This is a genomic window from Caballeronia sp. LZ029 (assembly GCF_031451275.1).
GTDB lineage: Bacteria > Pseudomonadota > Gammaproteobacteria > Burkholderiales > Burkholderiaceae > Caballeronia > Caballeronia jiangsuensis.
Map to the genome: position 1 here is coordinate 1079424 of NZ_JARUXO010000004.1, position 25398 is coordinate 1104821.

Consider the following 25398-nt stretch of genomic DNA (forward strand, 5'->3'; position numbering starts at 1 on the left):
CGTGCGCGGCAATATTGAGACACGCTTCATTCTACCGAACCGCTTTCAGCAACGTTCGAGCGTCCAGAGCACGGCGTCGTCAACGAATGCGCGATGATGTGTCGCCCGCATGCCGATGCCCGCGCCGAGCTGCGACAACACGAACGCGTCGGCGAAGCGCGTCAGTCCGCCGATCGCGTGCGAGGGCGACATCGCTTCCTTCGATAATCGCTCGATCCACAGCCAGCCCGCATCGCCGGAAAGGGACTCGACGCGCGCGCTCGCGAGACGGGCGCGCCGCAGCATCACGCGGCTTTGGGGCAACGCTTCGTCGATGACCCAGGTTCGCGTCGATGCCCGCGCCGCCACGCCGACCGAAATCCACGGCAATCCAGATGCTCCCGCCGCAATGAGAAACGTGCGCCGCGTCGTGCTCATCGCCCTTCTCCTTCCGATGCATCCGGACGCTTCGCCGGCCAGATACCCTGCTTGCCCGGCGACAGAATCCCGTTCGGATCGAGCGCCGTCTTGATCGTGCCGGACAGCCGCATCAGCGCGTGATCGTTGAAGTCGTATTGCGCGGCGGCCAGATCCATATACGACAGATGCGTCCGATATTGCCCATAACCCGCCGCGCCCGCATCGCTGATCAGCGCTTCGATCAGCGCACCGGCGTCGCGCGATTGTTTCGGATCGTCGCGATCGAAAATCGCCGCGAAGATGTGATGCATCGCGCGCTGGCCCGCCGTGAAACCGCCGTAATAGTCGAAGCCGAATTGCGCCGCGCGCTCGCGCACCATGCGCGCCTGCTTCACGGCATCGCGTCCGACGGGCGGGCAAATCGGCGAGAAATCGATATGCGCGCCCGAGCCGCCGCGCCAGTTCAGCAAATTGAACGCTTCGAGCCCCGGAATGCCGACTTGCGCACGATCGCCGCCGCCTTCGGGCTCGATGGATGCATCGCGATACGGCATCTCGAAGAGCGTCGCGCCCGCGATCGGCTTGAAACGCGCATGCACGATATCGCGCCGCGCGTTGACGAGCGACGGCGGCCCATACAGACAGAAGCGCAGGTTCCAGCGCCCGATGCCGATCTTGCGCGCCATCGCGTCGATGGCGTCGTCGGGCATTGCGCCTTTGCCGTCGTACCAGGTCTTTCGCGTCGATACGCCCGCCGCCCAGCGCACCGCGCTTTCGATGACCGCGTTGCTTTGAATCGTGCCATCCATTCTGAGCGGACGCAGCGTATCGACGACGCGTTCGAGATCGTCCTCGCGTCCGAACGCGTAGCGGCAAATCATGTAGCCCTCGGGCGCGGGCATGAGCCAGATGCCGAGCTTCGTGACCACGCCGAAGTTCGACTGCATGAACATGTCGTCGTAAGACGGGCCGAAGCCGCTTTTGAAGACCTGCCAGTCACGGCTCGACGCCATCGCGCCCATTCCGGTGCGCACGACATCGCCGTTTGCAAGCACGACCTCCATGCCGCACTGATGGGCCGCGTGGTCGCCGTAAGGCGTCGTGCCATAGCCGCGTTCGAGCGTGTTGCCGATCACGCTGCCCCAGCCCGCCGCGGGCGGATCGAGCCAGAACTTCCGTGGCGTGCCGAGCGCGCGATGCAGGTCGTAGTACGTCACGCCCGGCTCGACCAGCGCGAAGCCGAGCGTCTCGTCGATCTCGATGATGCGGTTCATCCGCCGCAAGTCGAGCACGACACAGCCGCTCACGCGTGGCGCTGCGCCGCCGTAAGCGAAGTTGCGTCCCGTCGATACGGTCCAGAGCGGCACGCGATATCGATTCGCCACCGCCAGCGCCGCGCGCACGCCTTCGACATCTCTCGGCAGGACGACGGCGGACGGCGCGTGCGCGAGCGCGTCGCCGGGCGCGAATGGATCGAGATACGAAGCGGTATCGTCCGACAGCACCGCATCGCTGCCGAGCGCCGCCGCGAAGGCCGCGAGCGCCGCCCGAAACTGCGCCGCCGACAGTCCCGGCGGCAGCCTTTGCGCGGTCAATATCCGCCGCTGCTGCCGCTGCCGGATGTCGTGCCCGACGATGTCGAACTGCCGTCGGTCTGACATCCCGCGAGCAGACCGGCGAGCAAGGCGAGCATGACTGTTGCGATTCTGGCGAGCTTCATGAAAGCACCTCCGAAAGGTTTGAAAAGCCGGGCGCGGCGATTAAGCCGCTTGCTCATTAAACGCACGGCGACGCGTGGATATTCCTTCGCGAACCCGTATGAGACAATTTCGCGCCCCCTCTCCCAAGCACGCGATGAAGCGCTACCAAGCCCTTGCCGACACGATGGCCGCCGAGATTCGCGCGGGCCGCTTGCCTGTCGGCACGCGCCTGCCATCGGTGCGGCATCTGACGACGCAATACGGCGTCGGGCAATCGACAGTCTTTCGCGCGTATTACCTGCTCGAAGAATGGGGCTTGATTCGCGCGCGCGAACGTTCCGGCTACTTCGTCGCGCCCGGCGCGAAAGTGGCGACGCAGACAGCCTCGCCCACGCCGATCGCGGAGCCTGCGGCCATCGACGTGAGCAGTCTCGTGTTCTCCGTGCTCGATGCGGTCAAGCGTCCGGATGTCGTGCCGCTCGGCTCCGCGTTTCCATCGCCAAAACTGTTTCCGCTGGCGCGTCTCGCGAAGTCGCTCGCGCACGCGGCGCGCATGCTCGATCCGTGGAGCACGGTCGTCGACATGCCGCCGGGCAACGAGCAATTGCGGCGGCAAATCGCGCTGCGTTATATCGGCATGGGCATCGCGCAGCCGGTCGAGGAACTCATTGTCACGAACGGCGCGATGGAAGCGCTCACGCTGAGCCTCATGGCCGTCACGAAGCCGGGCGATGTCGTCGCGATCGAATCGCCGTGCTTCTACGCGGCGTTGCAGGCGGTCGAGCATCTCGGCCTGCGGGCGGTCGAGATTCCCGTCGATCCGCACGCAGGACTCGATCTCGACGTGCTCGCCGAAGCGCTCGTCAAGCATCCGGTGCGTGCGTGCTGGTTCATGACCAACTTTCAGAATCCGACGGGCGTGACGCTTTCCGTCGAGAAGAAGCGCGCGCTCGTCGATTTGCTCGCGCAGCATGACGTGCCGCTCATCGAGGACGATGTCTACGGCGAACTGCATTTCGCGCCGGATCGTCCGCCGCCCGCGAAAGCCTTCGACACCAAAGGGCTCGTGATGCATTGCGCATCGCTGTCGAAGACGCTCGCGCCGGGTTACCGGCTCGGCTGGGTCGCGGCGGGCCGTTTCGCGGACGCGATCCGGCGGCTCAAGCTGATGACGAGCATCTCGACGAGCATCCCCATTCAGGCGGGCATCGCCGATTATCTCCAGCACGGCGGCTTCGACAAGCACTTGCGCAAGCTGCGCGGCGCGCTTCTCACGCAACGCGGCGCGATGGAACAGGCCATTGCGCGCTGGCTGCCGACGGACGTCGGGTTCGTGCAGCCGGACGGCGGCTATTTCCTGTGGCTGCAATTGCCCGAACATGTCGATGCGATGCAGTTGCACAGGCGCGGACTCGAACACGGCATCAACGTGACGCCCGGGCCGATCTTCTCCGCGCGTCACGCGTTCGGGAATTACGTGCGCATCAACTTCGGTCATCCGTGGTCACCGCAGGTCGAAAGCGCGATGAAAACGCTCGGCGAACTGCTGCGCGCGGCATCCTAGAAGGCGCTTCGACGCCGATGCCTGCGTGCTAGACTGCTGTACATGCATACAGCATCCGAGCCCGCCTACACCGTCGCCGTGCGCGCGCTGTGCGAGTTCACCGCGAAACAGGGCGATCTCGATCTGCGCTTCACGCCGACGCCGAGCGCGCAGGAGGGCGTCGCGGGCCACGTCACGGTGACGAGCCGGCGGCCGGCCGGATATCAGAAGGAAATCTCGCTGTCGGAAACTTATGGGCCGCTGTGCGTGCGCGGCCGCGCCGATGGCTACGATCCCGCGCTCAATCGTCTCGAAGAGATCAAGACGCATCGCGGCAAGCTCGAATCGATGCCGCAGAATCATCGTCATCTGCATTGGGCGCAGGCGCGCGTGTATGCGCATCTGATGTGCCGCAAGCTCGCGCTCGAAGCCATCGAGGTCGCGCTCGTGTATTTCGATATCGTCGATCAGACCGAGAGCGTGCTCGTCGAGACGCAGACGGCCAAGGCGCTCGCCGCGCATTTCGAAACGCAGTGCGAGCGCTTCATCGCGTGGGCGCGGCAAGAGATGCAGCACGCCGCCGCACGCGATGAGACGCTGAAAGCGCTCGCCTTCCCTCACGCGGATTTCCGGCCCGGCCAGCGCGCGCTCGCGGAAGCGGTCTATCGCTCGGCGGTGTCCGGCCGATGTCTCGCGGCGCAGGCGCCGACCGGCATCGGCAAAACGGTCGGCACGCTCTTTCCGCTGCTCAAGGCGTGGCCGGGCCAGCGGCTCGACAAGATCTTCTTTCTCACGGCGAAAAGCGCGGGACGGCAACTCGCGCTCGATGCGCTGACGACGCTCGCCGCCGAACCGTTGCGCGTCGTCGAACTCGTGGCGCGCGACAAGGCTTGTGAATATCCCGATCGCGCGTGTCACGGCGAATCGTGTCCGCTCGCGCGGGGCTTCTACGATCGCCTCGCCGGGGCGCGCGCCGACGCGCTCGAATGCGCGCAACTCGACCGCGCGTCGATCGCCGAGGTCGCGCGGCGGCATGAAGTCTGTCCGTATTATCTGAGCCAGGAACTGTCGCGCTGGAGCGACGTGATCGTCGGCGACTACAACTATTACTTCGATACGAGCGCCATGCTCTTCGCGCTCGCGGAGGCGAATCGATGGCGCGTGTCGGTGCTCGTCGACGAAGCGCATAACCTCGTCGAACGGGCGCGCGGCATGTATTCCGCGACGCTCGATCAGGCCGCCTTCAACGCGATGCGACGCGGCGCGCCGCCCGTGCTGAAACAGGCGCTCGGGCGCGTCGCGCGAAGCCTGCGCGAACTCACGCGCGAACAGGACGCGGCGAACATCGACTATGCGGCGCATACGGAAACGCCCGCGCGCCTGCTGACGGCGCTCGCGCAAGCCGTCTCGCTGATGACCGAAACGCTCGGCGAACAACCCGAGGTCTTCACGCCCGAAACCTTGCGCTTCTACTTCGATGCCGTGCATTTCACGCGCATCGCGGAACGCTTCGGTCCGCATTCGATCTTCGACATCACGCTCGGCCGAATGAGTTCGAACGCCGGGAAACGCAATGCCGTGCTCTGCCTGCGCAACGTGATTCCCGCCCCGCATCTCGCGCCGCGTTTCGCGCGCGCCCACAGCGTCGCGCTTTTTTCCGCGACGCTCACGCCCGCGCATTTCTACGCCGATACGCTCGGCCTGCCGGAGTCGAGCGTGCGCGTCGATGTCGAATCGCCCTTTTCCGCCGAACAGCTCGACGTGCGGGCCATCGCGGATCTTTCGACGCGCTATCGCGATCGCGAGCGCTCGGTCGACCGCATCGCCGATCTCATCGCCGCGCAGTTTGAAAGCGCCGAGGGCAATTACCTGAGCTTCTTCAGCAGCTTCGAATATCTGGCGCAAGTCGCGGCGGCGCTCGCGACGCGTCATCCGTCGATTCCGTGCTGGCAACAGTCCCGCGCAATGAGCGAGGCGGCGCAGCGCGAGTTTCTCGCGCGTTTCGTCGCCGACGGGCGCGGCGTCGGCTTCGCGGTGCTGGGCGGCGCGTTCGGCGAGGCGATCGATCTGCCCGGCTCGCGGCTCATCGGCGCGTTCGTTGCAACGCTCGGTCTGCCGCAACTCAATCCCGTCAACCAGGAAATGAAAGCGCGCATGCACGAGGCGTTCGGCGAGGGTTACGCGTACACGTATCTTTTTCCCGGCGTGCAGAAAGTCGTGCAGGCGGCCGGGCGCGTGATCCGCGGGCCGCTCGATCGCGGCGTGCTCTATCTGATCGACGACCGCTTCGCGCGCGCGGAGGTGCGGCGTCTCTTGCCCGCGTGGTGGCAGGTGAAAGTGATGCGGCAACGCGACCTGGCCGAATCGGGAAGACCGACTATTTAGACGCGCGCGACGCCGCCGTTAACTGGTCAATCGCGGGCATTCATCTTGCTGCTCTCGGGCGCCTCAGGGACACGAAGATGCCCCTACAGGGCCGAGAGAGCCCACTATAGGAGAACCCACATGTCTGCCGCTCATACCCCGCGACCCATTGATGCGCTCGACATGCTCGAAGCCGATCACCGCGCCATCGAACAGCTTTTCGATGCGTTCGAACGCGCGGAACGCAACGATTTCGAGCGCAAGAACGCGCTCGTTCAGCGCGCGTGCGAGTTGCTGACGATCCACGCGATCGTCGAGGAAGAAATGCTGTATCCCGTCGCCCAGAATGCGCTGGCCGAAGACCAGCGCATCGACGTGGACGAAGCCTACGTCGAGCATTTTCTCGTGAAGACGCTCATCGAACGATTCGCGAACCTGAAGGCCGGCGACGATGGTTTCGACGCGACCTTCAAGGTGCTCAAGGAGAACACGACGCATCACATCGAGGAAGAGGAAACAACGCTGTTTCCGGAAGTGCGCAAGACGCAGATGGATCTCGTCGCGATCGGCGCGAAAATGGCCGCGCGCAAGGCCGCGCTGAAGGAGCGCATCGCAGAGAGCGCGCTGATGGCGCACTGATGCGCGGCGCGAATTGCACAGCAAGACCCGGAGTGCGTGCGACGCGCGCGCGGCGCACACTGCAGGCAACTTACGCACATCCGGAGAAATGACATGAAGGTGCTCGAACGCGCGACGTCAGAAGATATCGGCGAACGGATCGACGCGCTCGACTGGGCCGATCTCGAAGCGCAACTCGACAGCTACGGCTGCGCCACGGCGCCCGCGCTCTTGTCGCGCGACGAATGCGAGACGCTGGCCGCGCTGTACGATCGCGACGGCATCTTTCGCAGCCGCGTCGTGATGGAGCGCCACGGCTTCGGGCGCGGCGAGTACAAATACTTCGCGTATCCGCTGCCCGAAACGCTCGAAGGCGCGCGGCGTGCCGTCTATCCGCATCTCGCGCCGATCGCCAATCGCTGGAATGAGGTGATGCGCATCGAGACGCGTTATCCGCGCGAGCACGCGGCGTTCATCGAGCGCTGCCATCGCGCGGGGCAGACACGGCCGACGCCGCTCCTGCTACGTTACGTGCCCGGCGATTTCAACTGCCTGCATCAGGATCTCTACGGCGAGCATGTCTTTCCGATCCAGATGGCGATCCTGCTTTCCGCGCCCGGCCGCGATTTCACCGGCGGCGAGTTCGTGATGACGGAGCAGCGTCCGAGAATGCAGTCACGTGTGGAAGCGGTGCCCCTGTCGCAGGGCGATGCGGTGTTCTTCGCCGTGCATCATCGGCCGGTGCAGGGCACGCGCGGGCCGTATCGGGTGAACATGAAGCACGGCGTAAGCCGCCTCAGGTCGGGGCGGCGGCATATGCTCGGCGTGATCTTTCACGACGCTCAGTGAGCGCGCGGCTTATTCGTTTTCGTCGAAGTAATGCCCGAAGCGCGCCTGCTTCGTCTTGATGTAGCGCTCGTTTTCCTCGCGCATCGGGATGGCGAGCGCGACGCGTTCGCACACGGGAATATCGTGCTTGAGCAGCGTGTCGAACTTCGACGGATTGTTGCTCATGAGGCGCACCGACTTCACGTTCATCGAGCGCAGGATCGCGGCGGCGGAGTCGTATTCGCGGGCGTCGTCGGGCAGGCCGAGATGCAGGTTCGCATCGACGGTATCGAGCCCCTGCTCCTGCAGCGCGTAAGCGCGAATCTTGTTCGCGAGACCGATGCCGCGCCCTTCATGCCCGCGCAGATACAGCAGAATCCCGCGATCCTCCGCTGCGATATAGCGCAGCGCCAGATCGAGCTGCTCGCCGCAATCGCAGCGATACGAGCCGAACACGTCGCCGGTCACACATTCGGAATGCAGCCGCGTCAGCACCGATTCTCCGTTGCTCACGTCGCCCATCACGAAGGCGATGTGCTCGACATCCGTGTGCTTCACGCGATAGACGTACGAATCGAAGGTGCCGTAGCGGGTCGGAATGGTAGCCGTCGCCACGAGTTCGACATCCGCGCACTCGTCGCACTCGCCGAAGCGGTGTTGTGGGTCCTGCACGTCCTGCGGGGGAGAAGCGGTTTTCATAGATCAATCTGCGAGTCCACGGCGCCGGACGCCGGCCGATGGATCATGCACCATCGCGCCAGCCCGGTTAGTCATGGTAAAGCCCATCGGGAAAGTTTGCAGATTGTCGCACGGCGCGCGCCGCTGCCCGCGTTTTTCCGTACGGGCGTTCCGCTCATCGGCGGCCTTCTCTCACGCCGGATTCTCGAAAGTGCCGGGACTACTGTCCGTCGCGCGCCACTCGGGCTTGCGCAGCGGATCGGCCTTCTGCAGCCCCGCGCGCACGCCGGCGGCGTCGAAATCGGCGGTATAGACGGGCGTCGCGGGCTGCTGACGCCACGAATCGTCGATGGCGCCGGCATCGACGGGATCGAAGCCGATTTCATCGACGAGCTTCATCACGACGGCTTTCGCCTTCGCGTCGTCGCCCGCGACCGGCAGCGCGATGCGTCCCGGCGTGCCTGCCGGCTTGCCGCGATTGCGCAGGTGGTCTGCATAGATATTGTTGAACGCCTTCACGACCGGCCGTCCGATCTGCTGCTCGACCCAGCGGCTTTCCGTCGCGCCCTTCTCGATGCCGTCGATACGCCCGTCGCGCTGCTGCGGATAGTAGTTGCCCGTGTCGATCACGACGACGCCCGCCGGCACGCCCGCGAACAGGTCCTTGGGCAGATTCGGCACTTTCGCCTCGGGAATCGTCACCACGACGACATCCGCGCCCTTCACCGCGTCTCGCGCCTCGACGGCCGTCGCGCCGGTTTCGCGCTCGACATCCGCGAGCGAAGCGGGCCCGCGCGAATTGGCGATGCGCACCTCGTGGCCGTTCTCGCCGAACCGCAGCGCCAGCACGGACCCGATGTTCCCGGCGCCGATAATTCCGATCTTCATACTGCCTCCTTGAAATAAACGCGAAAGCAACGATGTGCTTTTAAAGGAACCTCCGGGAGGCACGCGCAATCACAATGCCTCATGCGGGAAAACGCCAAATATCGGCCCGATAGCCCTGCGCTATCCCGACAATAAAATCAATCCACTTCTCGGATGTGATAGCTTTCCTGTATAGTTCACTTACTTCTTCAACACCACTCCAAAAGGAACCTGGTAAATGCCTATCATCAACAGCCAAGTCAAGCCGTTCAAAGCAACCGCCTACCACAATGGCGATTTCGTGACCGTCACCGATGAAAGCCTGAAGGGCAAGTGGTCGGTGTTCGTGTTCTACCCGGCCGACTTCACGTTCGTGTGCCCGACGGAACTGGGCGACCTGGCTGACCGCTACGAAGAATTCAAGAAGCTCGGCGTGGAAATCTACTCGGTTTCGACCGACACGCATTTCACGCACAAGGCATGGCACGACACGTCGGACACGATCCAGAAGATCCAGTATCCGATGGTTGCCGATCCGACGCTCGCAATCTCGCGCGCTTTCGACGTGCTGATCGAAGAAGAAGGCCTCGCGCTGCGCGGCACGTTCGTGATCAACCCGGAAGGCGAGATCAAGCTGTGCGAAGTGCACGACAACGGCATCGGCCGTGACGCCGGCGAACTGCTCCGCAAGGTTCAGGCTGCCCAGTACATCGCGAAGAACCCGGGTCAAGTGTGCCCCGCCAAGTGGACGCCGGGCGCTGAAACGCTGACCCCGTCGCTCGACCTGATCGGCAAGATCTAAGCCTCGTTTTCCACGAGCGCTGTATCGAGCTTGCCGCGGTTCAGCGGCAGGCTCACCTCAAAAAACGCCTTCGTCCGGCGCTGCGATCATCGCAGCGGCGCGGCGAGGCGCGTCTGCGACACCCCAGTCAAGGAACGGACATCGCCATGCTCGACGCCAATATCAAGAACCAGTTAAAAACGTATTTGGAAAATGTCACCCGGCCGATCGAACTCGTCGCCTTCCTCGACGACGGCGACAAATCGCGCGAGCTGAAAAGCCTGCTCGACGAGATCGCCTCGCTGTCTCACCAGATCAGCGTCGTCGAGAAAGAGGACGCCAGCGTGCGTCGTCCGTCCTTCACCATCGGCGAGGCGGGCAAACCTGCGGGCATCCGCTTCGCCGGCATCCCGATGGGCCATGAATTCTCCTCGCTCGTGCTGGCGCTTTTGCAGGCGGGCGGCCATCCGATCAAGCTCGACGACGCCACCATCGAGCAGATTCGCAATCTCGACGGCGATTTCGCGTTCGAGACGTATTTCTCGCTGTCGTGCCAGAACTGCCCGGAAGTCGTGCAAGCGTTGAACGTGATGGCGATCATCAACCCGCGCATCCAACACGTCGCGATCGACGGCGCGCTGTTCCAGCAGGAAGTGGAAGAGCGCCAGGTCATGTCCGTGCCGATGATGTTCATCAACGGCGAAAGCTTCGGCTCGGGCCGCATGGGCGTGAAGGAAATTCTGGCGAAGCTGGACGCGGGCGCATCGGCGCGGGCGGCGAAGGAACTCGAAAACAAGCCGGTGTTCGATACGCTGATCGTCGGCGGCGGGCCTGCCGGCGCGGCGGCGGCGATCTATTCGGCGCGCAAGGGCATCGCGACGGGCGTCGTCGCGGAGCGTTTCGGCGGTCAGGTGCTCGATACGATGGCGATCGAGAACTTCGTCTCCGTGATAGAAACCGAAGGACCGAAGTTCGCGACCGCGCTCGAACAGCACGTGAAAAGCTATGAAGTCGACGTGATGGACGTGCAGCGCGCCGAAAAGCTCGTGCCGGGCCGCATCAACGAGATCCATCTGGCGAGCGGCGCGGTGCTGAAGGCGAAGACGGTGATTCTGTCGACCGGCGCGCGCTGGCGCGAAATCGACGTGCCGGGCGAGCGTGAATATCGTGGCCGCGGCGTGGCGTACTGCCCGCATTGCGACGGCCCGCTCTTCAAGGGCAAGCGCGTCGCGGTGGTGGGCGGCGGCAATTCGGGCGTCGAAGCGGCGATCGATCTCGCGAACCTGGTCTCGGCGGTCACACTGATCGAGTTCGGCAACGAGCTGCGCGCCGATGCGGTGCTGCAGAAAAAGCTGCGCAGCCTGAAGAACGTAACCATCGTCACGCAAGGGCAGACGACCGAAATCACCGGCGACGGCAAGAAAGTGAACGGCATCGTGTACACGGACCGTGCAACCGGCGCGAGCCATCATGTCGAGCTGGAAGGCGTGTTCGTGCAGATCGGACTCGTGCCGAACACCGAATGGCTGAAGGGCACGGTGGAGTTGTCGAAGCACGGCGAGATCGTCGTCGATGCAAAGGGCGCGACCTCGCTGCCGGGCGTGTTCGCCGCTGGCGATGTGACCACGGTGCCGTACAAGCAGATCGTGATCGCGGCGGGCGACGGCGCGAAGGCATCGCTCTCGGCGTTCGATCATCTGATCCGCGCGTCGGTGGAAGACGAAGCAGTGGTCGAAGAAGAAGCGGCAGCCTGAGCGTAGCGCGGGCGTCGTAGTGACCGGAAGGCGAACGGGGCAACCCGTTCGCCTTTTTTTGTTCTATTTGGCTTCCGCCGGCTTTGGCTTGAGCACGAGCGGAAACGTCACCTCGAACACGCTGCCGTGCCCTTTCGACGACTGGAACCGCAACTCCCCGTCCAGCGTGCGCGACAATTCCTTCACGATGGCAAGCCCGAGCCCCGCGCCGGGGATATCGTCGGCGGCGGCGCGCTCGAACTCCTCGAACACGCGCTCCTGATCCGCCACGCCGATGCCCACGCCCGTGTCGGCGACGCGCAGTTTCCAGCATTCATCCGGCGCCGCCGCGATCGCCAGCACGATCTCGCCCGACGACGTGTACTTGATCGCGTTCGTCAGCAGATTCAGCGCGACCTGCTTCACCTTCAGCCGGTTCGACGTCACCGTGCCGAGCACCGGATCGAACTGGCCGATGAGCTTGAGTCCCTTCGCCTCGGTCGTGACGCGGCACGCCTGCATCAGTTCGTCGAAGAGGCCGACGAGATCGAACGGCTCGATCGTGAGCAAGGAATCGTCGCCGAGCACCTTCGAATATTCGACCATTTCATCGACGAGCGTCGCCATGTCGGCGACCTGCCGGTTCGCGAGGCCGAGCGCCGCGTCGCGCTTCGCGGGCGAGCGCGTGGCGAGCTGTAGCGCCGTCGAGAATACGTTCAGGAAGTTGCGCAGATCGTGCGCGACGCGACGCGCGATCTGCATGCGCGTTTCATATAGATCGCCGATGAGTTTTTGCCGCAGCGTCAGCTCGTAGTTCGCGCGCTCCAGCATGCCGGTGTATTCGTCGATCTTGCGGTCGCGCTCGCCGATCGCCTCGCGTATCGACGCGAGCGTGACGAAGCTCACCACTTCGTCGGTCATGAGGCGCGCGTGCTCCTCGTCCGCGCGGGAAAAATTCTCGTGCGTGCTGGCATAGTCGCCGATCGCGAGCAGCAGCACCTGACGAAACAGATCGAGCTCGCGCACGAGTTCATCGACACGATAACCCTGCTGCCAGCGCCATTGGCCGTGCTGGCGCGCGTTGTGCTCGATCGCGCCTTCCTGGTCGCGCAGGTTGCGCGATTCCAGCACGATGCAGATTTCCTCGAAGATGCTCGGCAGATGATCCGCGAGCTGACGATAGGTGAGCTGATCGGAATGTTCGACTTCCTGATCGCCGAACACGAGCTTCATCCATCGCTCGGTGAGCGCGGGCTGTTGCTCGCGCAGCGCGGCCACGAGACCCTTCAAGCCGCCGACTGACGTGTCGCTCATCTGCGAGTTCCTGATAGCTTGAGGCGCCGAAAAATGGCGCGCGTGGTGATCGTGATATGCAGCCGAAAGCATTCCCGAGGTCGCCGGAGCCGCCCGCGAATGCTTCGCCAGTATAGGCGCGATGCCCGCGCCGATGGTGCATATCCGAGTTTTCCCTTGGACTTTGCGACGCACCGGATTCAGTATTCCATTCAGATGCCGCCGGGCGGTTTCGCGAGCATGGCGTAGAGCGCCTGCGCCGCCGGCGACAACGACGCCGAGCGGCGCGTCACGAGCACGAGCGAGCGCGTGACCGTCGGCTCGACGAGTTCGATCGCCCGCACGGTCGGGTACGCGTCCTTCTGAATCGCGAGCGCCGGCACCACCGCCGCGCCGACGCGCTGCGCCACGAGCCCGAGCGCCGTGGAGCTGCGCTGAACCTCGTAGAACGAATGCAGTTCGATGCCGCTGCCTTCCAGCGCGGCGTCGATCAACGCACGGTTACCGCTCACGTCGCCCGCGAGAATGAGCGGATAGTCCGCCAGCGCCCGCCACGCGATCCGCTTGCGCCGCGCGAGCGGATGATCGCGATGGCACACGACCACGTAGCTATCCTCGACGAGCGGCTCGGTGTGCAGCTCCGGATGATGCTCCCCCGCGATCTTGATGCCGAACTCCACTTCACGATGCAGCACCGCCTGCGCGACCGCCGACGACGCGTGATCCAGAATCCGGACGCGATTGTGCGGATAGCGCGCCGAATACGCCTGCAACACGCGCGGCAGATACTGCACGCCGACGGTCGGCACGCACGCGATCGACACGTCGCCACGTTGCGCCATGCCCGTCTCCCGAATCTCCATCAGCGCGGCCGACAGTTCCGCGAGCAGACGCCGCGCTTGCGGCAGGAACGTGCGCCCCGTTTCGGTGAGATTCATCGAGCGCGTGGTGCGCTCGATGAGCGGCACGCCGAGAAAATCCTCCAGCTTCTGCAGACGCTGGGTGATCGCCGTCTGCGTGATGTTGAGGCGCTCGGCCGCGCCCCTGAAGCTTCCCTGATCGGCGATGGCGACGAACGCCTGTACGCCCAGCGTGTCGATTTTCATAAGAAAAACCAAATAATGCGCAGCATAAATTCATTTTACGCTGGGCGCAGGCGCGTTCAGAATCGCTGCTGTCCCCCTGACATACACATCGAATGGAGCCCGACATGACGACATCATCGGCCGACTGGCAAGCCCGCCAGTACACACTCTTTGAAGCGGAGCGCACGCGCCCGGTGCGGGATCTGCTGAACGCGACGCAGGCACAGACCGCGCGCACGGCGGTCGATCTCGGCTGCGGCCCCGGCAACTCGACCGAAACGCTGATCGGCTACGCGCCCGACGCGCGCATCATCGGCGTGGACAATTCGCGCGACATGATCGATTCGGCGAAAAAGCGCCTGCCGGACGTCGACTTCCAACTCGGCGATATCTCCGCGTGGCCGGGCGAAGGCCCGTTCGATCTGATCCTCGCGAACGCGTCGCTGCAGTGGGTGCCCGATCACGAGACGCTGTTTCCATCGCTCGTCGGCAAGCTTTCGAAGGGCGGCCGGCTGGCCGTGCAGATGCCAGACAATCTCGACGAGCCCGCACACCGGCTGATGCGCGAAACCGCCGCCGACGGTCCGTGGCGCGACAAGCTCAAAGGCGTGGAACGCACCGAGCGCTATCGGGCCGACGCGTATTACTCGCTGCTCAAACCGCATTGCGCGCGTGTCGACGTGTGGCGCACCACGTACCATCATCCGCTCGAAGGCGGCGTCGACGCGGTCATCGAATGGTTCAAGGGCAGCGGGCTGCGGCCGTTCCTCACGAAGCTCGACGAGAAGGAAACGACCGCTTTCCTCGAACGCTATCGCGCCGGGCTGCAAGCGGCCTACACGGTGCTCGGCGACGGCACGGTGCTGCTGCCCTTCCCGCGCATTTTCATCGTCGCGACGCGCTGAATCTCAATGCGGCCGGCTCTGTTCGCGCAGCATCTGCACGAACTGGCGCGCGGCCGGCGACAGCTCCCCGCCCTTGCGCGTGACGATGCCGTACGTCTGCGACTTCGATTTCATGCGCACCGGCAGGATGCGCAGCATGCCGTGACGCTCGAACACCTTCGCGACGCTCGCCGGCAGAATCGACACGAGTTCCGGGCTCTCCTGCAGCAGCGTCACCGTCATGAGCGGCGAGGCGGTGGAAATCGGATTGGCCGGCATCGGCAGGCCGGCGAGATCGAGTTCGCGTTCGAGCAGCGCGCTCATCGGCATGTAGCTCGGATAGGTGACCCAGCGATAGCGCGCGAGGTCCGCGAAACCGACCTTCTGTTCCCCCGTGCGCTCGTGAGCGTGCCCGACTACGATGCAAAGCGGCTCGTCCGCGAGCGGCTGATAGTGATATTTCGACGGCTGATCCGACACGCTCGACCTGCCGATCACGAGATCGACGCGGCCGTCGTCGAGCATCGGCAGCATGCGCGCGCTCGTATCCTCGACGATCTCGATGGCCAGATCCGGATGCCTCGCATGCATCTCGTTGACGATCGGCGCGACGACGCCCGGCACCGCGCCCATGATCGTGCCGACCGTCAGGCGTCCTCCCGTGCCCGCGCGAATCTGCGCGACTTCCTGGCACAGCGCGTTCAGATCGGCGGCCAGCACGCGCGCATAGCGCACCACGCAGCGGCCGAACGGATTCGGAATCAGCCCGCTCTTCGCGCGCTCGAACAGCGGCGCCTCCAGCATCGATTCGAGTTCGGCGAGCGCCTTGCTCGCGGCGGATTGCGTCATCGCCATCGCGCTCGACGCCTTGTGCAGCGATTTGTGGTCGTCCAGCGCGATCAGCAACTGCAACTGCTTCATGCGCAGCCGCGACATCAATACTTCCAGCGTATTCTTCATCCGTCGGCCTGCGGGAAAGCGTGGGGTGATTCCAAAAAGCGATCAAGCGATGGAAAGGTTTCACTATACAGGTGCACGCGCGAGGCCGTATAGTCGGGCATGAGACAGTCATCGTACAACTGACTGCCACGAATCACTCCAAGCAAGGACGAGACAACATGCAACTCACTGGCAACCTGCTGATCGGTCAGGAATCGGTCTTCGGCTCGAACGGCTCGATCAAGGCCGTCAACGCATCGACGGGCGCGGCCATCGAACCGGCTTTCGGCGGCGCGACGCTGGCCGATCTCGACCGCGCGTGCGCCCTCGCGTGGACCGCGTTCGACGTCTATCGCGAAACCGCGCCCGAAGCGCGCGCGAAGTTTCTCGACACGATCGCGCAAAATATCCTCGATATCGGCGACGATCTGATCGAGCGCTGCATGATCGAAAGCGGCCTGCCGCGCGCGCGCCTCGAAGGCGAGCGCGGCCGCACGGTCGGCCAGTTGCGCATGTTCGCCGACGTCGTCCGCAACGGCGACTTCCTCGGCGTGCGCATCGATCCGGCGCAACCCGAGCGCAAGCCGCTGCCGCGCGTCGATCTGCGTCTGCGCCATATCGGCGTCGGCCCGGTCGCCGTGTTCGGCGCGAGCAACTTCCCGCTCGCGTTCTCGGTCGCCGGCGGCGACACGGCGTCGGCGCTCGCAGCCGGCTGCCCGGTCATCGTGAAGGCGCACTCGGCGCATCCGGGCACGGCGGAGCTGGTCGGCCGCGCGGTGCAGAAAGCGGTCAAGGACTGCGGCATGCCCGAGGGAACGTTCTCGCTGCTGTTCGACAGCGGCCGCGACGTCGGCCAGGGTCTGGTCAAGGACAATCGCATCAAGGCAGCCGGTTTCACCGGCTCGCGCGGCGGCGGCACGGCGCTGATGAAACTCGCGGCGGCACGCACCGAGCCGATCCCCGTCTACGCGGAAATGAGCAGCATCAACCCGGTTCTGCTGTTCCCGGCGGCGCTCGCGAACCGCGGCGAAGCCATCGCCAAGGCCTTCGTGGGCTCGCTCGTGCTCGGCGCGGGCCAGTTCTGCACGAACCCGGGTCTGGTGCTCGCCGTCGACGGCCCCGATCTCGACAAGTTCATCGCAGCGGCATCGGCGGCGCTGTCGGAAACCGCCGCGCAGACGATGCTCACGCCGGGCATCTGCAAGACGTATCAGGGCGCCGTCGAGCGCGCCGGCGAGCATGCCGGCGTAACGACCGCCGCACGCGGCGTCGAGGCGAAGGGCGAGAATCAGGGCCGCTCGGCCTTGTTCGTCACCACCGCCGACGCGTTCCGCAAGAGCCACGAACTGCAGGAAGAAATCTTCGGCGCGTCGTCGCTCGTCGTGCGTTGCCCGGATCTCGCGACCATGCTGGATCTGGTCGAATCGCTGGAAGGCCAGTTGACCTCGGCGCTGCACATCGACGAAGCGGATTACGCCGATGCCAAACGCGTCCTGCCCGCGCTCGAACGCCGCACGGGCCGCCTGCTGGTGAACGGCTTCGGCACGGGCGTGGAAGTCGGCCATGCGATGGTCCACGGCGGCCCGTTCCCGTCGACGGCGGATGGCCGCTCGACCTCGGTCGGCAGCCTCGCGATCAACCGCTTCCTGCGTCCGGTGAGCTATCAGGATCTGCCTGACGCGCTCCTGCCCGACGCATTGAAGACGGACAATCCGCTCGGCCTGAACCGCCGCATCGACGGCAAGCTGCAACTGGCCGAATAAGGCTTTTGCTCACGGTCGGACTGACGAGGGCCGCGGCGCGAATTTCGCGTCGCGGCCCTCGCCGTTTGCGGACGACGCCGGCTTATCGGACGATGCTTCGGATGCCTGATCAATCTTCGCTCGACATCCGGCGATCCGGCCAATCCGTGTTTACGCGTCCGCCGTGGGCGCGAAACAACGCTTTACCGGGCGTGCGAATCGCTTTGGCATCAGTGGGTTATCCGGCGATCGCGCGCCCTTGTCGTTTAACGGCTAAGGATTGGCGGTTCAAAACCGCCGGCGCGATCCCAAAATGTCAGAAATTATCGTGAGCGAGAGAAGCGAGGCGCGCGGCGCATGCCGATTCGAAGTCGTACGCGCATCGATCCGACGCTTTCACATCGACATCAGGGCCAATGTGCGGAACGCTCCGGTCCGTACGCCATCAGCCACACGACGCGCGGCGCAATGGTGTAGTCGCTTAAGTTTCGCGGCCCGGAAATAGGTGCGAAAGGCAATTGACGTCCGATAGTGGTTGAACCATAGTCGGAATGTCGTTTCCCGCCGGCGCGCATGGCGCGCGGGGAGAGAATACGAAGGATTGCTGTTGCGGGACTGCGTTCCTGCGTACAGGCGCGACGACCCGGCGCGCATTGGCGGCCACGCGATTTTGGCAACCTCACGCACATGTCCTTCGAGGGGCTCCAGCATGACCACGCGTCTGACGTTTCCCGCATCCATGTTCTCCGTCGTCTGCCAGCGGTGCGGCAGCACGGTGCGCAAAAACGCCGACAGCTGCCCCAATTGCGGCGCCGATCGCAACGCCGCGTTCGGCCAGCAGCGCGAAGCCGCATCGGGCAAGCCGCGCACGAACGTTTTCGAAGAAGCGGGCGCGCCGCTCGCATCGGCGGCGGCTTCGGCATCGACCTCATCCGCCGCGCTCGGCACGGACGGCGCCGAGCGCGTCGAGCCGGGCATGCGCTCGCGCTGGACCGAGCGCGCGAGCGAGCGCATCGCGCAGAAGGCGGCGGAATATCGCGCGCGCCGCGCCGAAGAATCCGCGCGTAACGCCTATGCCGAATCCGGCAACGATCCCGACGCGCTGCCCGGCTCGGAGCGCTGGAACACGAAGAAGACGGTCATCGCGGGCGCTTGCGGGCTCGTGCTGCTGCTCGGCGCGATGTTCTACTACCAGCTCGGCGATTCCGATGGCGGTGGCGGCACGCCTTCCGCCGATCACAGCGTCTCGGGCGCGATCGATTCCAAAGTCGGTTCGCTCATGCGCGGCGCGACGACGGACGCTCCGGCCGTCGCCGAACGTCGCGTCCCGGTGGACACGCGCGTGCCCGGCGGCGATACGCTGCAAGGCGTGCGCACCGCGCTGGATCAGCACGACCTCGCCACCGCCCGCGCGCGGCTCAGAGTCCTGCCGGCGCAGCAGCAGGCGCGCGCGGACTACGAAAGCCTGAAAGACGAACTGCTCAAGCGCGAATCGCAACGCGACGCCGCGCTGCAACTCGCACGCGCCTGCGAGCGGACTTCCGCGTGGGCCTGCGTGCAGCAGAATGCGGGCGAGGCGCTCGCGCTCGACGGCAGCAACATGGAATCCCAGGCCATGCTCGAACGCGTGGTCTCGCATGCGGGCTGGCTCGCGCCGACGGCAGCAGCGGCGCTCGCCAAGAAGGTTCCGGGCACGTCGCCTCCGACGGCCGCGGCCAATACGCCCGACACGACGAACACCGCAGCCGCGGCGCAGCCGAAACCGGCTGCCGCGATGCCCGCACCGCTTCCCGCGCAGGCAAACGTTGCAGCGGTCGCGCCGGCCACGAAGCCGAACACCATCGCGCAGAAACCCGCCGCCGACCGGCGTGTTGCACAACGCAGTGCCGCCGCGCGCCACGCCGAGGACGACGCCGCGTACGAAGCGCGCGAGGAGAAGATCGCGCGTGCTCAGGCGGCGACCGCCGCGATCACCGCGACGACCGTCGCACCGCCCGCCGCGCCTGCCGCGCCCGCCGTCGCCACGACGATGACGAAGCCCGCGCCCGCCGCACCAGCGACCACGCAGGCCGCAGCCCCCGCGCCTTCGCAGCCGGCGGCGAAAGCGGCTCCCGCGCCCGTCACGCAGGCGGCGCGCACGCCCTACTATCTCGGCGACGAAGACGCGCAGCCTTCCGCCGCCGCCAACAACACGCGCCCCGCCAATCCGCGCGCGCCCTACTATCTCGGCGACGAGCCGCCGCAGCAGGCCGCTCGCCCGGCGAATCCGCGCGGCGCGTATTACCTCGGCGAAGATCCCCCGCAACCGTCGGCGCCAGCCACGCGGGCCGCTGTGCCGCGTCCGCCGCAACCCGGCAACCAGAGCAGCGCGCTGCCGCCATCCACGGCGACGATGCAGGCCGCCGTGCCGCGCCCGCCCGCGGCGCAACCGGTCGCGCAGACTGCCGCCGCGCAGCGCGTCGCGCCGGTCGTGAGTCAGCCCGTCGCGCAGACGAACGCGCCGGCGCGCGGCACGCAGGCGAGCGCCGGCGCGTCGCCCCAGTTCGCCAATATGCCGGCGGGTTCACACCTGGACTCCGACAAGTCCGAGGAACTCGAACGCGCCATCAAGCAATACGGCTGGAGCGGCGGCGATCCGGCTTCGAAGCCGTCGCGCTGAGCAGAAAAGCAAAAGCAGAAGAACACACCGAGACAACAACGACGCACGGCAAACACGCGCCACGCGCCTTCGCGTTGAGCCGCATGTGAGTGACCGGGCATGAGCGAATTGCGCGCTTTGCGGACTCTTTTCCGCGTCGCGCGAGTTTCAAAAGTACCCGTCCAACTCCGATTAAAGGGTCAATCATGTTCACCACAAAAAGCATGCGCAACGCCGCACGGGGTGCGCTGGCGCTCCTTGCCATCGCCGGGCTGATCGGCGCGGGATCGAGCTTCGCCGCCGATCCGATCCCCTACAAGATCACGACGGGGCAGGAACGGGGCACGTATATCCAGATCGGCCAGGACTTGTCGAAGTACGTCGCCGAACCGGCGGGCATCGAGCTGGAAGTGCTGCCGTCGAAGGGATCGGCGGAAAACGTGCAACGCATGCGCTACGAGCCCGGCGTGAAGTTCGCGCTGGTGCAGTCGGACGTGTATCAGGCATACATGGACATGGCGACCTCGGGCAACGCGGACGCGGGCAAGATCATCAAGCCGTTGCGGCTCATCATGCCGCTCTACGACGAGGAAATTTACTTCGTCACGCGCGCCGACTCGCCGATGAAGTTCATCCACGAGATCAAGAGCAAGAACATCAGCGTGGGGCCGATCGGCAGCGGCACGGCGCAGTCGGCGGAGACGCTGTATCGGCTGATGTTCGGCGAGCCGATCGCCGAAGCGAACGAGCAGCATCTGAACAACGAGGATTCGCTCGCGCGGCTGATCGTCGGCAAGATCGATGTGGCGGTGATCGTCGCGGGCCAGCCGGCGAAGCTCTTCCAGGACATGAATCCTGAGTTGCTAAAGCAGATCAAGCTGCTGCGCCTCGATTCCAGCGCGCAGGAAACCGCGCGTGCGAAGCAGACTTACTTCCCGGCGACGATCCGCACGTCGAGCTATCCGAACTGGATTCAGGAAGACACGCCGACGCTCACCGTGAAGGCGTTCCTCGTGACCTACGACTACGGTTTGCGCGGCACGGTCGGCGCGCTGTCGAAATTCGCGGATTCGCTGTGCACGAACTTCGACACGCTGCAGGCCAACGGCCATCCGAAGTGGAAACAGGTGCACCTCGAACTGCCGCCGCTCACGCGTGGCTGGAAGTACTATCCGCCGATGGAGAAGCACCTGCGCGCGTGCATCGCGCAACGCACGGCGGCGGCCGAGCAGTCGCAGACTCCGGCGCGCAAGGTCGCGGCGCGCGACGCGGATGCGGCCGCGCAGAAGCCCAAGAAAGCAAGCTGCACGGCACAGGAAAAACTCTTGCTGCTGTGCGATCAGTGATGCCGCGAAGCTAGCGGGCGAGCGTCGGCATGAGCGCGGCGAGCCGCTTCATGCCGCGTTCGATCGCCGCTGCGCTCGTTCCGCCATAGCCGAACAGCACGCCTTGCTGCGCCGGCTCGCCCGCATAGAACGCGCGGATTCCATACAGGCCGACCGATACGGCGCGCGCCGCCGCGACCACATCGTGCTCGTGCAATGACCCAACGAGCCGCGCGACGAGATGGATGCCCGCCGTCGATGGCAGCGGCTCGAACCACGGCGCGAGCTCGCCTCTCAATCGCCCGATCAGCATCGCGCGGCGTTCGGCATAAGCCTTGTGCATGCGGCGCAGATGCTTCGCGTATTCGCCGTCGAGCATGAACGCGCCGAGCGCCGTCTGCGTCAGCATGCAACTGTGCCAGTCGCAGGTCTGCTTCGCGTTCCAGATCGGCTCCGACAAGGTCGCGGGCGGCACGACGTAACCGAGCCGCAGATCGGGAAAAAGCGTCTTCGAAAACGTGCCGACATACGCGACGAGCCCCGCGCGATCCAGACTCTTCAGCGATTCAACCGACCGGCCCTCGAAGCGAAACTCGCCGTCGTAATCGTCCTCGACGATGACCGCGCCGCGCTTCGCGGCCCATTCGAGCAATTCGATGCGCCTTTCGAGGCTCATCGGCATGCCGAGCGGAAACTGGTGCGACGGCGTCACGTAGACGAGGCGGGTATTGCGCGGCAGCTTTTGCACGACGATGCCATCGCCATCGACCGGCACATGCGCGATGCGTGCGCCGAGCGCCGCGAACAATGCGCGGGCGGGCGGATAACCCGGTTCCTCGATCGCGACGACATCGCCCGGCTGGATCGTGACGCGCGCGAGCAGATCGAGCGCCTGCTGCGCACCCTGCGTCACGATCACGTCCTGCCAGTTGCACACGACCGCGCGGCTGAACCCGAGATAACGCGCGATGCCGAGCCGCAACTCCTGCTCGCCGCCCGGGTCGCGATAGCCCGCGACGCCGCCGGTCGCGCGCGCTTGCGTGCGCAATGCCTGATTGAGACAGCGCCGCCACGCATCGTAGGGAAAAAGCGTCTTGTCGGTCACGCCGCCCTTGAAGTCGCAGTCGAGCGTTTCGTGGGCGGGCGGCATGGGCATCGCCATGCGCTCGGGCATCTTGCGCCAGATGCCGGTCGCCCGGGCGCGGGCCGAAACGGGTTCGGCCCGCGCGGACGGCAGCCGCGTGAGGCCTTCGGCGACGAACGTGCCGTCGCCCGCGCGCGTGTGCAGATAGCCTTCGGCGATGAGCCGCTCGAAGACATCGAGCGTGGTCTTGCGCGAAACCCCGAGCTGCGCGGCGAGATCGCGCGTGGACGGCAGGCGCGCGTTCGCGGCGAGCCGGCCTTCGACGATGCCCGCGCGCAACTGGCCGTAGATCTGGCCAGTGAGATCGCGACGGCCGTGCAGGGTGATGTGGATGTCCAAGGGCGGTAGCGACCGGCGCGACTACAGTTGATAGGGCATCCGCACGCCCGGATCGTCGGGCGGGAAGTCCTTCGAGTTCCGTGAAACCAGAAGCGCATTCACCGATTGCGCCGACGCCCACACGATGGCGTCCGGCAGCTTGATGCGCGACTTCTTGCGAATCCCGATGGCGAGGTTGGCGACGGCAGTATCGAGCGGCACGAGATCGAAGGTCGCGAGCCACGCTCGAAGCGACGATTCGTTGTCCGGCGTGGCGCCCACGAGGACTTCCATCAGTGTGACGATGCTGATCGAACGCTCTTCATAACGCTCGATCTCGATCCTTGCGGCAGCGATACCCAGCAGGTAATCGATCAGAATGTTCGTGTCGAAAAGCGCTCTTACCATTCCTCGCGCAACTCCCGCTGATACTGCAATCCGTCGATCTTTCGCTCTTCCCACAGGCCGAACACGTCGACGGCGGGACGGCGCTTCTTGCTGGCGACATAAGCGCTGATCGCGTCCCGAATGATGGCGGCGCGCGGGCGTTGCTGCGCTTCGCCGAGCGCCGCAAGCTCGTCTATCTGCTCGTCAGGCAGGTCGATCAAAATCCGTCCCATTTGGTCCTCGCTATACGATATACATATCGCATATCATTCTAGTTCATTTTTCAGCTTTCCGTGTCCCCGAAGACCGATTGACACAAATTCACGCCCTCCTCCGTCAGCCACGCGCTGCCCGTCCCTTCCTCGCTCATCTGCATCTCGACCAGCCCACCGTCCGTGAGTCCGGTCAATTGCCGCCTCAACGCGCTCATCGGCAAACCGGCCTGTTTGGCGAGCCTGGCGAGCGACCACGCGCGCCCCGGCGTTTCCGTCCGCGCGCGCCACAACTGCGCCAGCACGGCGACGAGCGCCGGATCGATGTCATCGCTCATGCGCGTTCTCCCATGTTCATGTCCCCGCCCGCGCGCGCGCCCATCTCCCCGACGAGTTCGCCGAGCCGCTGCAACGCAGCCTCGCTCTGCGCGGTCCACGGATAACTGTAGTTGAGCCGGATGAAGTGGCTGAAGGCATTGCGCGTCGAGAACATATACCCTGGCCCGACCGTGATGCCGCAATCGAGCGCCGCGCGATACAGCCGCATCGAATCGACGCGCTCCGGCAATTCGACCCACAGCACATAGCCGCCCTGCGGCGCAGAAGTCCGCGTGCCGGGCGGAAAGAAGCGCTCGACCATCGCGCTCATGATGCGCGATTGCTGCCGATACAGCCTGCGCACGCGCCGCAGATGCCGGTCGTAGCCGTCCTGCCGCAAATAATCCGCGATCGCGACCTGCGGCACGGAGGGCGTCGTCAGCGTGTTGAGGAACTTGAGCTTCTCGACCTGCGCCCGATACCGCCCCGGCATCGCCCAGCCGATCCGATACGACGCCGTCAGGCTCTTCGAAAACGACGAGCAATGCAGCACGAGTCCTTTCGTGTCGAAATTCTTGAGCGTCGACGGGCGTGCATCGCCGTAATAAAGCTCGTGATAGACATCGTTCTCGATGACCGGAATCTCGTGCTCCGACAGCAGATCGACCAGTTGGCGCTTACGCTCGTCGGGCATCTGGAAACCGAGCGGATTCTGGAAGTTGGGCATCACCATGCACGCGGCGACCTTCCCGCGCGCGATGATCTGCGACAGTGCCTCGATGTCGATGCCCTCGGCCGGATGCGTCGGCACTTCGATCGCGCGCATGCCGAGGCGCTCGATCGCGTGCAGCATCGCGTAGTAAGTCGGCGATTCGACCGCCACGGTGTCGCCCGGCTTCGCGACGGCCTGCAGGCTCAGGTTGATGGCCTCCGTCGCGCCGACGGTGATGACGATCTCGTCCGGATCGACCGGCACGCCGCTTTCCGCATACCGCCGCGCGATCTGACGGATCAGTTCCGGATTGCCCGGCGGCAGGTCGTCGATGAGATTCCAGCTCGCATGCCGTCGCGCGATCGCGTTCGCGTACTGGTTGATGCGTCGCCACGGAAACGGCCCGGGATCGGGATACGGCGAGCCGAACGGCACGGCGTCGTGCGCGCCGATGCTGCGCAGGGTCGAGAGCACGAGCCGGCTGACATCGACTTCCGATGCCGTCGCGATTACGCGCCTCGGCCGACTCTGCGCCGCGCCCGCCTGCGGCTTCGCTCGCACGAAATAGCCGGACTGCGGACGCGTCTCCAGAATGCCGCGACTTTCCAGGATCGCGTAGGCGTGCAGCACGGTCTTGATGCTCACGCCGTGCTGCTGGCTCGCCTGCCGCACCGACGCGATCTTCTCGCCCGGCGCGAACACGCCCCGACGCACGGATTCCTCGATTTCATCGGCGAGCTTTTCGTAGAGCTTCAACGCGCGCTCCCTTTCGTTTCGACGTGATCGCAGTCTATGTCAAAACGTCGCAACTGTACTCCTCCGATTTCATATTTTCTGTGCGCCGCGCTCGATTCGGGACACAGTAATCTTGGTCCCATCGCATGCTTTAT

General features: G+C 65.1%; 23 protein-coding genes. 10 read left to right on the forward strand and 13 right to left on the reverse strand.

Annotated features, from left to right (window positions below; all coding sequences use genetic code 11):
• Positions 1-45: 45 nt before the first annotated feature.
• From QCE73_RS31015 to QCE73_RS31025, 3 genes are read right to left on the reverse strand one after another with little or no spacing between them, the layout of a single operon-like run.
• Positions 46-417: a hypothetical protein gene (locus QCE73_RS31015; RefSeq protein WP_309884911.1), complete on the reverse strand. Its 372-nt coding sequence runs from the start codon at positions 415-417 to the stop codon at positions 46-48.
• Positions 414-1994 carry an FAD-binding oxidoreductase gene (locus tag QCE73_RS31020; RefSeq protein WP_309884912.1) on the reverse strand — a complete coding sequence of 527 codons (1581 nt, stop codon included), beginning with the start codon at positions 1992-1994 and terminating at the stop codon, positions 414-416. Before QCE73_RS31020 ends, QCE73_RS31015 begins: the two co-directional genes overlap by 4 nt.
• Positions 1991-2119, reverse strand: a complete 129-nt coding sequence (locus QCE73_RS31025; RefSeq protein ID WP_255504025.1) for a hypothetical protein — start codon at positions 2117-2119, stop codon at positions 1991-1993. The genes QCE73_RS31020 and QCE73_RS31025 overlap by 4 nt, the downstream gene beginning before the upstream one ends.
• Before the next feature lie 134 nt (positions 2120-2253).
• Between QCE73_RS31025 and QCE73_RS31030 the strand changes: the two genes are divergently transcribed.
• From QCE73_RS31030 to QCE73_RS31045, 4 genes are all read left to right on the forward strand, one after another.
• Positions 2254-3663 (forward strand): PLP-dependent aminotransferase family protein, encoded by a 1410-nt coding sequence (locus QCE73_RS31030; RefSeq protein WP_309884913.1) that lies wholly within the window; start codon positions 2254-2256, stop codon positions 3661-3663.
• Positions 3664-3705: 42 nt separating this feature from the next.
• Entirely contained in the window at positions 3706-6027 is a 2322-nt protein-coding gene (locus QCE73_RS31035; RefSeq protein ID WP_309884914.1) for an ATP-dependent DNA helicase, read from the forward strand.
• A gap of 120 nt (positions 6028-6147) precedes the next feature.
• Positions 6148-6645, forward strand: coding sequence for a hemerythrin domain-containing protein (locus QCE73_RS31040; RefSeq protein ID WP_309884915.1), 498 nt, complete (start codon positions 6148-6150; stop codon positions 6643-6645).
• A 93-nt stretch (positions 6646-6738) separates the two neighbouring features.
• Complete coding sequence (locus QCE73_RS31045) at positions 6739-7473, forward strand: 2OG-Fe(II) oxygenase (RefSeq protein ID WP_309884916.1); 735 nt, start codon at positions 6739-6741, stop codon at positions 7471-7473.
• A 9-nt stretch (positions 7474-7482) separates the two neighbouring features.
• Here the strand turns inward: QCE73_RS31045 and ribA are convergent, their stop codons facing one another.
• On the reverse strand, positions 7483-8151 hold the full coding sequence (gene ribA, locus QCE73_RS31050; RefSeq protein WP_035506107.1) for a GTP cyclohydrolase II: 669 nt from the start codon (positions 8149-8151) through the stop codon (positions 7483-7485).
• Between the two features lie 171 nt (positions 8152-8322).
• Positions 8323-9018 carry an NAD(P)-binding domain-containing protein gene (locus QCE73_RS31055; protein WP_309884917.1) on the reverse strand — a complete coding sequence of 232 codons (696 nt, stop codon included), beginning with the start codon at positions 9016-9018 and terminating at the stop codon, positions 8323-8325.
• Between the two features lie 217 nt (positions 9019-9235).
• Here QCE73_RS31055 and ahpC point away from each other — a divergent pair, with 217 nt between their 5' ends.
• Positions 9236-9799 carry an alkyl hydroperoxide reductase subunit C gene (gene ahpC, locus QCE73_RS31060; RefSeq protein ID WP_035506113.1) on the forward strand — a complete coding sequence of 188 codons (564 nt, stop codon included), beginning with the start codon at positions 9236-9238 and terminating at the stop codon, positions 9797-9799.
• A 146-nt stretch (positions 9800-9945) separates the two neighbouring features.
• Entirely contained in the window at positions 9946-11532 is a 1587-nt protein-coding gene (gene ahpF, locus QCE73_RS31065) for an alkyl hydroperoxide reductase subunit F (protein ID WP_309884918.1), read from the forward strand.
• 63 nt (positions 11533-11595) lie between these two features.
• Here the strand turns inward: ahpF and QCE73_RS31070 are convergent, their stop codons facing one another.
• Together QCE73_RS31070 and QCE73_RS31075 are read right to left on the reverse strand one after the other, a co-directional pair.
• A complete protein-coding gene (locus QCE73_RS31070) occupies positions 11596-12825 on the reverse strand; it encodes a sensor histidine kinase (RefSeq protein WP_309884919.1) in 1230 nt (409 codons plus the stop codon).
• 191 nt (positions 12826-13016) lie between these two features.
• On the reverse strand, positions 13017-13910 hold the full coding sequence (locus QCE73_RS31075; RefSeq protein ID WP_238293213.1) for a LysR family transcriptional regulator: 894 nt from the start codon (positions 13908-13910) through the stop codon (positions 13017-13019).
• A gap of 104 nt (positions 13911-14014) precedes the next feature.
• Between QCE73_RS31075 and tam the strand changes: the two genes are divergently transcribed.
• Complete coding sequence (tam, locus tag QCE73_RS31080; protein WP_309884920.1) at positions 14015-14794, forward strand: trans-aconitate 2-methyltransferase; 780 nt, start codon at positions 14015-14017, stop codon at positions 14792-14794.
• A 3-nt stretch (positions 14795-14797) separates the two neighbouring features.
• Here tam and QCE73_RS31085 read toward each other — a convergent pair whose 3' ends face one another.
• Positions 14798-15733: a LysR family transcriptional regulator gene (locus tag QCE73_RS31085; protein ID WP_309884921.1), complete on the reverse strand. Its 936-nt coding sequence runs from the start codon at positions 15731-15733 to the stop codon at positions 14798-14800.
• 158 nt (positions 15734-15891) lie between these two features.
• On the opposite strand from QCE73_RS31085, the gene QCE73_RS31090 reads away from it, so the two are divergent.
• The 3 genes from QCE73_RS31090 (at position 15892) to QCE73_RS31100 (ending at position 21438) form a co-directional block, all read left to right on the forward strand.
• Positions 15892-17475 (forward strand): aldehyde dehydrogenase (NADP(+)), encoded by a 1584-nt coding sequence (locus QCE73_RS31090; protein WP_187607945.1) that lies wholly within the window; start codon positions 15892-15894, stop codon positions 17473-17475.
• Between the two features lie 688 nt (positions 17476-18163).
• Positions 18164-20113, forward strand: a complete 1950-nt coding sequence (locus QCE73_RS31095; RefSeq protein ID WP_309884922.1) for a zinc ribbon domain-containing protein — start codon at positions 18164-18166, stop codon at positions 20111-20113.
• Between the two features lie 185 nt (positions 20114-20298).
• Positions 20299-21438: a TAXI family TRAP transporter solute-binding subunit gene (locus tag QCE73_RS31100; RefSeq protein ID WP_309884923.1), complete on the forward strand. Its 1140-nt coding sequence runs from the start codon at positions 20299-20301 to the stop codon at positions 21436-21438.
• 10 nt (positions 21439-21448) lie between these two features.
• On the opposite strand, the gene QCE73_RS31105 is transcribed toward QCE73_RS31100, so the two are convergent.
• Genes QCE73_RS31105 through QCE73_RS31125 form a run of 5 tightly spaced genes read right to left on the reverse strand, consistent with a single transcriptional unit; the run spans position 21449 to position 25264 of the window.
• Positions 21449-22900 (reverse strand): PLP-dependent aminotransferase family protein, encoded by a 1452-nt coding sequence (locus QCE73_RS31105; protein ID WP_309884924.1) that lies wholly within the window; start codon positions 22898-22900, stop codon positions 21449-21451.
• Positions 22901-22921: 21 nt separating this feature from the next.
• Positions 22922-23287 (reverse strand): type II toxin-antitoxin system VapC family toxin, encoded by a 366-nt coding sequence (locus tag QCE73_RS31110; RefSeq protein ID WP_309884925.1) that lies wholly within the window; start codon positions 23285-23287, stop codon positions 22922-22924.
• Positions 23281-23499 (reverse strand): ribbon-helix-helix protein, CopG family, encoded by a 219-nt coding sequence (locus QCE73_RS31115; RefSeq protein WP_035506131.1) that lies wholly within the window; start codon positions 23497-23499, stop codon positions 23281-23283. The genes QCE73_RS31110 and QCE73_RS31115 overlap by 7 nt, the downstream gene beginning before the upstream one ends.
• Positions 23500-23549: 50 nt before the next feature.
• A complete protein-coding gene (locus tag QCE73_RS31120) occupies positions 23550-23816 on the reverse strand; it encodes a helix-turn-helix domain-containing protein (protein ID WP_309884927.1) in 267 nt (88 codons plus the stop codon).
• Positions 23813-25264, reverse strand: a complete 1452-nt coding sequence (locus QCE73_RS31125) for a PLP-dependent aminotransferase family protein (RefSeq protein ID WP_309884928.1) — start codon at positions 25262-25264, stop codon at positions 23813-23815. Before QCE73_RS31125 ends, QCE73_RS31120 begins: the two co-directional genes overlap by 4 nt.
• Positions 25265-25398: the final 134 nt, after the last annotated feature.